A 10,902-nucleotide genomic window follows, 5' to 3' on the forward strand; every position below is an offset into this window, starting at 1 on the left:
TGATCTATCTGGGTGCCGTTGGACTTATTGGACAGATCGGCAACCTTGGAAAATGGGCGACAGCAGGTGGTGTCGGCGTGGTTTCCTTTGCGGTCATCGGCGCAACCGTGCTTGTCTATGCCTACCTGGCGCGTGTCCAGAAGCGCTGGCTCGCCATCCCTCTTTGTTCCGCCATCGCAGGTATCATCGCATTCTCGATGGGCGCGGATTTCAGCTTTTCCACCCCGCCGGGACTTCCCCATTTTGATCCCATGTGGTGGTGGGGCCGTGATACTGGGTGGCAGATGGGACTTCCGAACCTGGGCCATTTCATTGCCGTTATTCCGTTCTCCATTCTGGCCGTTGCCATGTGGTCGCCGGACTACCTTGGACACCGGGTGTTCCAGGAACTCAACTACCCGAAAGAGGCCAAAGCCGTCCTTATGGACGTGGACGATACCATGATGGTGGCATCTATCCGCCAGGCCATCGGTTCCTGCCTTGGCGGCGGCAATATCGCCTCCTCCTGGGGTACATACATGATTCCCGCAGCCATTGCCAAGCGCCCCATTCCCGGCGGTGCCATGCTAACCGGCATTTTCTGCGTGGTGGCCGGCATACTCGGCTACCCCATGGACCTTGCCATGTGGGAACCTGTTCTGCGGGTGGCGCTGATTGTCGGCGTATTCCTACCGCTGCTTGAAGCGGGGATGCAGATGGTTAACCACCATAGGGATTCCCAGAGCGCCGGAACCTGTATTTTCGCCTGCGCTTTTGTAAATCCGGTGTTCGGCTGGGCCACTGCCATGCTCCTGGACAACCTGGGGCTCATCGGCGATACCGAGCGGGCCAGATCACTCACCTGGAGTGAGAAACTTATCATCCCGGGTGCCATGTTCCTCGTCTGTACCATTTCCCTCGGGCTGGTAGGTCAGCTTCCCGGGATACCCGGTATCTTCTAAAAACTTACCGCCGCCCGCTCCGGGGCAACCATTTGAAAAGCCCGTCGATGCCTGGCATCGACGGGCTTTTTTATACATTTTTACATGTGCATATTATGCAACTTGTTTTTCTCTGCCAACCTCATCTTTCTGTGTCATCAAAGAGACAACAACCAGCGTTATAAAGGCAAGCGGGATTGATATGATACCGGGATTATCCATGGGTATAGGAGCGGATGACGGGAGCAGTCCATACACCTCAAAGGTCGAGGGCGACAGTAAAATCATTGTTAACGCGCTTATTATACCCACTACGATGGATGCGGAAATACCCTTTGCAGTGGTCTTCTTCCAGAACAGCATCATTAAAATCGCGGGCAGGTTTGCTGAAGCTGCAACCGCAAAAGCCAGCCCCACAAGGAACGATACGTTGATCCCTTCGAATACGATTCCCAATAATATGGCAAATACCCCTACCACGACCGCCGCGATTTTACCCGCTTTTACCTGGCCCTTATCGGTCAACGGAATTCCAAAATAATTGGAAATCAGGTCATGGGCAACAGCACCGGATGCTGCCACAATAAGCCCGGACACTGTCCCGAGAACAGTTGCAAAGGCGATGGCGGATATTACGGAGAATAATGCAATACCAAAAAATTTTGCCAGAAGAGGTCCGGCCATGTTGCTGTTCTGAACATCAAGTACGCCGGTAATCATTGCCCCCAGCCCCATGAAAAGCGTCAGGACATAAAAGAAACCTATAGCTGCTATGGCAAGTATCGTTGACTTACGCGCGGCCTTAGGGCTTGGCACTGTATAATACCGGATCAGAATATGAGGCAGTGCAGAGGTGCCAAAGAATAATGCGATCATCAGGGAGACAAAATCAAGCTTGGACATAAAGGTTGACCCCTCTTTGACCTTGAATTTTAATCCGGGTGTCATGATATCCTTACCCGGTGTCGGATTCTGATACCAGAGCTGGACTTTGTCCTCTTTGTCCAGAAAAATTGTCTTTTCAAAACGGATGATGGTGCTGTCGCCTATTGTTGCCAGGAATTTAAATGGCCCGAGGCTCCCTGAGTCCGTAACCTCTTCTCCATCAACGATGATCTTGCTTGCGTGGCCTACCTGGTAGAACTTCTGGGCATCCTTTGGCTCGCCATTGTAAAGTACTTCGCCATTTTTGGCATTTACAACCGAAAGCGCCTCTTCAAGGACGGCATTTCCATCTTTTTCAGTCAAAGCCCACCATGTATTTACGCCCTCTTTGTTTAATTTTACATAATGATGGCCCTTGGCATCTTGCTGAGCCCCGATGATTTTGTACTCACCGCTCTCAATTGCCGTAACCTCTCCATTGGCGACAGTGGCATTTATCGTTTTAAATTTATGATAATTTTCGGCAGGCGGGGTTTTAATGCCATGCACAAATATGGCAATTGAAAGAACCGAGGAGAAAATGATCAGCAGGGCGCCTTTTATGAATTGAACGTACGTGGTTGATGCCATCCCTGCTGTTGCGACAATAAAAATAACGATTGCGCCGACAAGGATAACCCCGACGTAATGCGGCATGCCGAGCAGAGGTGTCACAAGGCTGCCTGCACCTACCATCTGAGGTACAAGATAACATAAAGAGACAATCAGCGTGCTGATAGCCGCTGTCAGGTGAATGCCCCTTGAGTTGTATTTATTGTTAAGCGCATCTGTGAATGTGTATTTACCAAGACGCTTCATCGGCTCGGCCACAATAAACAGGGCAACGACCCACCCGGCAAGATAACCGATCGAATATAAAAATCCGTCGTATCCGCTGAATGCGATCATCCCGCATATACCAAGGAAGGAGGCGGCTGAAAGATAATCACCTGCGAATGCAATACCATTTACACCCCAGTGTATATCTCCACCAGCAGCATAATACCCTTGTGATGTCGTTGTTTTTTTTGCAAAAAAAGATGACATCCAGAGTACAGCAAGTACAAAAGCTACAAATATCGCTACAGCGAACGGGGATGCATTATATATCATTTGTCAGAATCCTCCTTTTCATTCAGTTCATCTTCTTTATTTGTGCAAAGAATGTCGTAAATGATTCCCATTACGAAGGCCAAAGCAATCAGCCCAAAGCCGTACACAACTGCCAGATTTTGACCGGCAAAAACCTTTACCGCCATTGTTTCTGGACTGGCAACGTTTATCCAGATAAATCCGCTATATACTAGAACGTAAAGAAGAAATAACCACAAACCAAGTGTTGTCTTAAAACCAATTGCTTTGTCCTCTCCCCAGTCAGTTGACGGCCCGTGTCCACCCATAGCTTCTCTCCTTATTTAAAAAGTTTAATTTAATCTTTAGGATAAAGTTTAATTTAATTTCGGATATGCCTGTTTATAAACAGTATGTCATAGTTCAGGTGTCCTTTTTTTCAATCATCTTCAACAGGATATGAAAGCAGAACACAGCCTCAGCCCAAATGGTAATACGGATAACTCCTGATATGAACGTTATCTTTGCGAAAAACGGTTTCAGGTTTAAAGAACTTGACCTGGTCATTCCAACAACTGCGAATTGAACTTTCCATTCCCCCCCTCCCTTGTCAGTTTTAGGTTAGCTTCTCGTACTCTTTTTCTTTATCGAACAATATTTCTACCCACAAAATCCCGGTGGAATTATTGTTTTACTATAAAGCAGGAAAAATCCGGTATAACAGGATACGAAAACAGAATGCAGCTACAGCCCAAATTGCAATACAGGTAACAATGGCGCGAACGTCGTTTTTGAGAAAAGTGCTTTCAGGTTTAAAGAAATTGATCTGGTAATTATCACTACTGCTAATTGTACTTTCCATTTCCCCACCCTTGTACTTTTTAGTTTAGATCCATGTACTATTTCGTACCATGTACTATTTCGTACCATGTTTCTTTGTCAGACAATATGTATACCCACCAAATCCCGGTGGCGTTATTGTTTTACTATAAAGCAGAGAAAATCTTACATTAACATTCATTAACTATCATTCATTAGCATTTATTCCTTCATAGCAGAAAAATAATTTAAATGTCAAAAACAAAAATACATTTTTTTTTCGAATCAATGAAACATATTGGAATCAAAACAAAAATTTATCTATTATTTTCTCATGCCGCCTCCCGGATCGAACCCGGCCATGAAAAAGAGGCTGTGAACACAAGCCGGACGCGTCCTAAAAGAGATCAGGTTCGGATATCACGATAACTACGAAATATTGTCGGAAGGGTTTTGGAAAACCCAAATACCTGAATTCGCAACCTAAGAAACTTAGCCATAAATATTTTTTGACCATTATTTAATCTTCATGTATACTTTTTTAAACTTTTGAAGTTCCTTATTAATCCGGTTGTTTTTCTTTACAGATTATAGGCTGGCGACCTACAGGTTTAATGGCATTTTCCTCTTTAATGGTATATTTTTCGCCGACGGTAACGGCACGACGAAAGTTCATTTTACAGGGCTTGGTCATAACATCGGCCACAGCGTAGGTTGGGTTGAACGAAGTCAAACCCAACAACTTATCGGTGTTGGGTTTCGTTCCTCAACCCAACCTACCAAAAATTCGGATGCCCTAAAATATGACCAAGGCTATTTTACACAAAGAGGATCAAAGTGACGGCTGCCGGACAAGCAAAAGATTAACACACGTTTAATAGTATTGAACTTGGACATCTAAAAAAGGCAAGCCGTTAAAACCTAACGGCAACTAACCGCCAAATTAACGGCAAAGGAGCAGGTATGAAAGAGCATCAATCCCAAGTTTTTTTGCAGCGGGCCCGATTTTTCACCATGATGAGGAGACTTGCATTTTTACTGGTCAGCCTTACCCTGATTTATTCTTTGACCGCCGTGGTCTATTCCACCCAGGTGATCTACAAGGTTAAGTTCAACTATGCTGTTATCCTCGAACAATTTGGAGGAAAAAGAGAGGCCGTCACCGATGTGGGCTGGCACTTCAGGCTTCCCTTCTTTACCCGTCTGGAGAAAGAGGTTCCTTTAATGAACCAGAACATGTACATCGGTGGTTCCACAGAACCCATTAAAATTATTTCCCAGGAAAACGTGGCCCTGTGGACATCTGCCCTGATGACGTTCAGGATAAAAGACCTTAAAGTCTGGGGCATTGAAAATTTGTCACCTGAAATTCTGCTTCAGGGGGATTACGACGGAATTGCCAAGGATATTCTACAGGGCAAAGAGGTCAACAGGTTGATCTCGAACAGGGAAAGCATAAAAGAAGAGATCTTTCATGCATTAAAAAATCGGCCCATCAATAAAAACGGTCCCACCCTTGAAGGAAAGTACGGCATTGAGGTGGTCAGTTTTGTTCTCAATGAAACAAGGTTCGGCGACAAGCTGGTGGAGGCCACGGAAGAGAAAAAGCGGCGCCAGCTCATTGCAGAGGCAGAAAACTATGCCGCCGACCAGGAAGCCCAGAGGATTCAAAAACTTTACAAAGCCTACCTTGACGGCATTCAGGCACTCCATTTTGCATTAGGCGGCCGGGAAGACCAACAGGTCAACCCGGACCTGCTTGAATTTCTTTCCCAGCAAAAATGGGCCACGGCCTATGAAAAGAACGAATCAAAGCAGAAAACCTTTGTGCTCCACGACGGCAAAAGTTCCCCGGCGATAACCCTGCCCTTCCCGGCAGACAGAGCAGTGTCAGATTAGGAACAAGGATAAACCAATGGCCAAACGACATACAAAGGAAAAAAAATACATTGCCCTGCCCGAAGAGGCCATTCATAAAATTGAGTCCATGGTGAAAACCTGGACCTACGACACCAAGGCCTTTGTCAGGTCCAGGCTCAACCAGTACAGACCGCCCAACCCCTTGATCTCTTTGCTGAAAAATTTTTTCTTTTTTGCCTTTTTCATGAAAAGAAAACAAAAGCGGATGAATATCCTCAATAACCCCCAGATTCTCATAGACTGGAAAAAACGATTTTTATATTCAGGGGAGATCAATCCTGCCGCCTCCTGGAACAGGATCATTGAAAAAGAACTGACAACGCCCGAATACCATTACCTTATCGCAGTTCTGGACAGAGAGCTGACCGACCTTCATGTCCCTGTGGAATTAGAAAAGATCTTTGAAAAGATCTACAGGGTTCATATCAGAAAGGAACACCTGGAAGACCCGGATGTTCCCAAAGCCCCCATCATGCTCATTGAAGGGACTTCGGGTTCCGGGAAAAGCGCCACGGCAAAAGAAGCCCTTGAAAAAGTGGTATTTAGAAACGAGGTGATTCCCACGGTGGACTGGCGTAAAAAGCGGGACGAAATTCTAGGGGGATACAGCCTGTTCACCCAGCTTGAGGATGTGGACCCTGAGTTTGCCATGCAGATTGCAAAAAAGAAGAAAACCGACTTTTACCTGCGCTTGGCAAAAATCCCCATTCTCAAATGGATTTTTAGAAAACGGATCATGCATAACCTGACGGATTTTGAAGATTTAGGTATTTTAGTGGACATGTCCGTCATCACGCCCAATGATTACCAGACCGCTCTGTCAGGAGAACCTGGCAACTATTTTAAGCGGGCCATGGGTCACCCCAAGGTCACGTCAATCCGCCACATTGAAGAGGCCCATTCTGCATTTGGAAAATCCGGGTCCGGAAGCGACGGCATGGAAAAACAGCAAAGGACCCTGATTGACACCTCCAACATTGTCCTGGATGAAATCATTGACGGAAGACGGGACTGCTTTATTATTGCCACCAGTGACCAGTCCCACCGTTTTGATGCTGCCATTTACCGCAGATTTGTTGAAAAAGGCGTGATCATCGACATTTCAAAATACTGGATGAATCCGGAAAACTTAAAAAAAATCATCATTCTTGAAATCCGGCGCTACCAGATCCCCACCAAGTTTAAGCCGGACTCACAACAACTGGACGCTGCCGCAGATAAAATCTATGCCATTTTCAGGGAGAGAAGCCTGAAAATAACCCCGGCCTACGTGAGAAAGCTCATTGAATCAATTACCTCCATACAGGGGGATTTTGTCCTGGAATTTTTAGATGATGCCGTCTTGATCCGTAAGGCCTTCCAGCTGGTGGCCAAAAATGTGTATGGAGAACTTTACGATAAGGTGGTTGACCAGATGGACCGGAACCTGAATTGGGAGGCGTATGTGGGCGACATCAAGGATAAGTTCTCTGAGATGGCCAACAACTGTTTTCATTACGGGGTCAGCGAAGATAAGGGCGTGGTCCTCACGGGCCCGCCGGGATCGGGCAAAACCTACCTGGTCAGAACCTGGCTTTCCTCCAATAGCAAGGTCCATGATATTGCGACAAGCCCCTCGGCGCTCCAGGACCCGTCAAGTCCTGTACACGGCGCCGTATCCAACCTTGAAAAAGTGTATGATATTGCAAAAATGATCGCCCCCACGGTGATCTTTTTTGACGAGGGAGATGCGCTTGCCCCCAGACGAAGCGGCACGGGAGGCCACCCTTCGGATGCCCTGACCAACAAATTTTTAAATATCATTGACGGTGAAATTCCTTTGAATAAGGTATTTACGGTCTTGACCACCAACCGCCTGGATATCCTGGATCCAGCCCTGATCCGGTCTAAGAGACTAAAAACGCTTGATATATCAGGACATATGCGGCAAAAGGATGTGTTTGAAATCATCAAAAAGCAGTTCGAAAATGTTCCCCACCCACGCCAATTCGGGGTGGAAAAAATCATAGAAACCGCCCAGGGGATCTGCAATACCCCGGCAGACTACACATCGTTTACGGAAAAGGCCATAGCCCTTTGCAGCACCGAGTTTAAAGTTTTGCTCAAACTTCGGGATCTCAAATCCTCAACCCAGGATGAAAAATATAACTTTGTCAAACTTAATTTTAAAACCGTCTTAGGGATTCTTGATGCCATTAAAGCCCCGCCCCTGATCAAATCCAAAATCAAACACGACCTGAAAAATTTTGTAGAGCATTACGACACGATCCTGGAAAATGTGAATCATATCAGCCGGGAACACGATTACCCCATTGTTGTGGCCCACCTGGAATCCGCCAGAAGAGAGATTTCCCAAAGCCCTACGCGCAAAGGAACCATCCAGCTCAACGAATTTTTAGAGACCGAACTGAGCCAGGAACCCCAGGTCGGTTTTATTATCGGCGTGGGAGCCAATGATCTGACCGGCATGCTGTTGCCCATTGCCACCAGTCTGACCGGCAGGGTTGAAAACGCACCGATCATTGTAACCGGTGCCGTGGCAACGCCTTCGGCCGAGACCGCCCAGATGGATATGGCCGTAAAAATGACCAATCAGTCGGCCCAGGAAGCCCTGACCATGGTGAAAAACTATATCCAGGGCCTATGCCCGGATATCAGCATTCCCTGGCTGTTCGGGGATTTCCTCCAGCGGTACTCGATCCACCACCAGCTGTTGTCCGCATCCTACAACGTCGGCGGACCGTCCGCAGGATATGCCCTGGCCCTGAATACCCTGTCGGTCTTGCTTCAGATCCCCCTTTGCAATGACTTTGGAATTACCGGCGCCCCCTGGACCAAAGGGGTCAGAAAGGACGAAATCGGCGGTTCGGTTATCATCGGCGGGCACCGGAAAAAAACGGAAAAAGTGCTGCTGTATCTTCGTAGGATGTACATGCCGCTGCTGAACTACCAGGATCTTGAGCCTGAATTTCTTATCGGCTACTGGCAGCGTGACAAGGATATTATTGCCGTAACGCATTTTGCCGACCTCATGTCCGAGATTCTGTTCCTGGATAAGGCCCACAATGAGATGCAAGAAGACTTAATTAAAAAGAGAATCAAATACAAGACGGAAAAATACTATGACTCCCAGAATACGCCTGATCTGAAAGAAGATATTATCCAGGCCAAAAAGATTATGAGAAAACGGGCCGAAGACGAAATTCTCAAACGGGTCAATGCCATCAGGTTCTATCTCCAGGACCCCGGCCGGGAAAAATATATTTCCCATGAAAAAATATTTCAAACCTATATTAAGGCAAATTGACCGGAACAGATCACAGGGTTATTGAAGGGTCACTTCGCTGAACGGGCCGACGGCCGCAAATTGGCTTTCATCCAGGGTCTCTATAACCTTTGCCTCACTCAAGGTCATGCGTTCTTTTTTGATCATTTTCGAAATCACGGCAGGGGTTGGGCTGCTGGTATTTTTGACATATTGGGCTTCGACGAAAAAATCGTTTTGAACCGGATACCCTTTGATCTGGATCAGGGCTTCCCGGATGGGATCCAGCGGCCCCTGCCAATACCGAAGCAGAAAGTTCAATTGTCCCAGCCGTTCGGCTTCAACTCCGAGGGTTTCGGCCAGGCGTCGGTGAAAATCACCATATTGATCAGCGCCGGGCACGGCATCCGATACCCACAGGTGCTGGCGGATCAGCGTGATACTGGCCGCGCTTTTTTTAAGATCCCGGGTCTCCAGCCGCAAATCGGCTTCAATGAATCGGCATGGATATCCGCCCACCGTTTTTGTTTCAGGATCCACTGTAATGGAAAATACCGGATCTGCCACCTCGTAGCGGGCGTTGATAATCTGAGCAGCCCCTTCCGTCATGGGGCTATTGACCTGAAGCATCCGTGCATGGTGTATGTTCTCAAACGGCAGGGTCAAAATTTTATTTTTATACCAGTCAATTTCCCGAATCTGGCGCTTCTCCAACAGAAAGTGGGTGGTATCCCGCTGCTCCTTAACCTTACCGAAAAACCGCTTCATCCAGCTTCCGGTGTAGCGGGTCTGTTTGTCCACCAGCATGGCCCGGGGGGTGTACCCCACCCGAAGTTCGGATTCCTGTTTGCCCATGAGGTATTCATCGCTCTGGTAATTGTGGACGAACAGTACGTCACCAAAACAGGCCGGAGCAGGCATGGCGCATACCAGCGCGAGCCAGATGCCCAAAAGCATTCCAAAATATTTTATCAATTTTTAAAGCCCCAGCAATTTTTGGTGAAGATAGGATAGACCGAACATGGTCGCCAGCGGAATCCCCAGCCCGAAGACCGAGCCCCAGAAAATGCTTCCGCTCGGGTCAAACCCATATGGTTTGGTAAAATACAGAAGAAAATTGATGCCGATCCCTGTGAACAGATAGGTATTGTACCATCTGCGTTTGTTTTTTTCCCAATTCTGCAATCGTTCGTTGCGTTCTTTTTCCATTGTCATGATTACCTGTTTAATATTTGCGCATAAAATGCCACCCCTGCGCATGGCGCCGGGGTGGCATGGACTGCTTATTGTTCCGGTCTTATATCCAGTGAATATTTCTGGATCACTTCTTCTTTGCACGGTTTCGTCATCAGGCTGACGACTATGAAGAAAATAAATCCGACAAATACCCAATAGAATTGATGCGGTGTGCTGATTTTATTGGCAGGGTCACTGAGAAAAAACCAGTGATAGCTGCCCAGTTTATATTGTGCATACATCCATGACCCGGTTGAAAGTATTGTCATTACCAGGATGTTGGCGATGGCAGCCGTTGTAGTGCTCCGGGTCCACCAGATGCCTAGAATCAGCGGTGGGCCGACGGAACAAAGGATAACGATAAATGCCGCCCCGGAGATATCCAGAACCAGTGCCGGCGGATTGAATGCGAAGCACATAGAGACGAACACGATCAATATGGTCATAACCCGTGTGGCCTGTACAGGTTTATTCTCGGGCCAACGGCTGCCAAAGACTTTTCCCACCAGATCCCTTCCCAGCAAAACGTTAAGGACCATGGTCCAGCCCGCGGCTGTAGCCATGGCGATGGCCAGGCCGCCCGCCGCCAGTACGGAAAGGAGGAAGGGGCTTTTCAATCCCTCTACGGCGGCGATCATTGAATAATCGGTGACGGATGCCCCGGCAACACCGTATGCGGTCTTCATGTGTTTGAGCACCCCCATGGCGTCGGTGATGCCTTCGGTCTGCATAAGCGGATGAAGGGTT

7 protein-coding genes and 1 pseudogene are annotated in these 10,902 nt (G+C 47.5%); 3 read left to right on the forward strand and 5 right to left on the reverse strand.

Going from position 1 to position 10,902, the window contains the following annotated elements; genetic code table 11:
- A partial coding sequence (locus tag B3D59_RS14900; protein ID WP_286821194.1) for a DUF3360 family protein occupies nt 1-941 on the forward strand: 941 nt, incomplete at its 5' end.
- 93 nt (nt 942-1,034) lie between these two features.
- On the opposite strand, the gene B3D59_RS14905 is transcribed toward B3D59_RS14900, so the two are convergent.
- Nucleotides 1,035-2,957 carry a solute symporter family protein gene (locus tag B3D59_RS14905; protein ID WP_286821196.1) on the reverse strand — a complete coding sequence of 641 codons (1,923 nt, stop codon included), beginning with the start codon at nt 2,955-2,957 and terminating at the stop codon, nt 1,035-1,037.
- On the reverse strand, nt 2,954-3,244 hold the full coding sequence (locus B3D59_RS14910; protein ID WP_286821199.1) for a DUF485 domain-containing protein: 291 nt from the start codon (nt 3,242-3,244) through the stop codon (nt 2,954-2,956). The genes B3D59_RS14905 and B3D59_RS14910 overlap by 4 nt, the downstream gene beginning before the upstream one ends.
- Nucleotides 3,245-4,697: 1,453 nt before the next feature.
- Between B3D59_RS14910 and B3D59_RS14915 the strand changes: the two genes are divergently transcribed.
- Nucleotides 4,698-5,633, forward strand: a complete 936-nt coding sequence (locus tag B3D59_RS14915; RefSeq protein ID WP_286821206.1) for an SPFH domain-containing protein — start codon at nt 4,698-4,700, stop codon at nt 5,631-5,633.
- Between the two features lie 16 nt (nt 5,634-5,649).
- Nucleotides 5,650-8,961, forward strand: a complete 3,312-nt coding sequence (locus B3D59_RS14920; protein ID WP_286821208.1) for an AAA family ATPase — start codon at nt 5,650-5,652, stop codon at nt 8,959-8,961.
- A gap of 18 nt (nt 8,962-8,979) precedes the next feature.
- On the opposite strand, the gene B3D59_RS14925 is transcribed toward B3D59_RS14920, so the two are convergent.
- The 3 genes and pseudogenes from B3D59_RS14925 to B3D59_RS14935 all read right to left on the reverse strand — a co-directional run.
- Nucleotides 8,980-9,894 carry a hypothetical protein gene (locus tag B3D59_RS14925; RefSeq protein WP_286821213.1) on the reverse strand — a complete coding sequence of 305 codons (915 nt, stop codon included), beginning with the start codon at nt 9,892-9,894 and terminating at the stop codon, nt 8,980-8,982.
- Nucleotides 9,895-9,897: 3 nt separating this feature from the next.
- Nucleotides 9,898-10,128, reverse strand: a complete 231-nt coding sequence (locus B3D59_RS14930) for a hypothetical protein (RefSeq protein WP_286821217.1) — start codon at nt 10,126-10,128, stop codon at nt 9,898-9,900.
- Between the two features lie 74 nt (nt 10,129-10,202).
- Nucleotides 10,203-10,902, reverse strand: a pseudogene (locus tag B3D59_RS14935) (cation acetate symporter); the annotation flags it as partial.

This window comes from Desulfobacter sp. UBA2225 (genome assembly GCF_002348205.1).
GTDB lineage: Bacteria > Desulfobacterota > Desulfobacteria > Desulfobacterales > Desulfobacteraceae > Desulfobacter > Desulfobacter postgatei.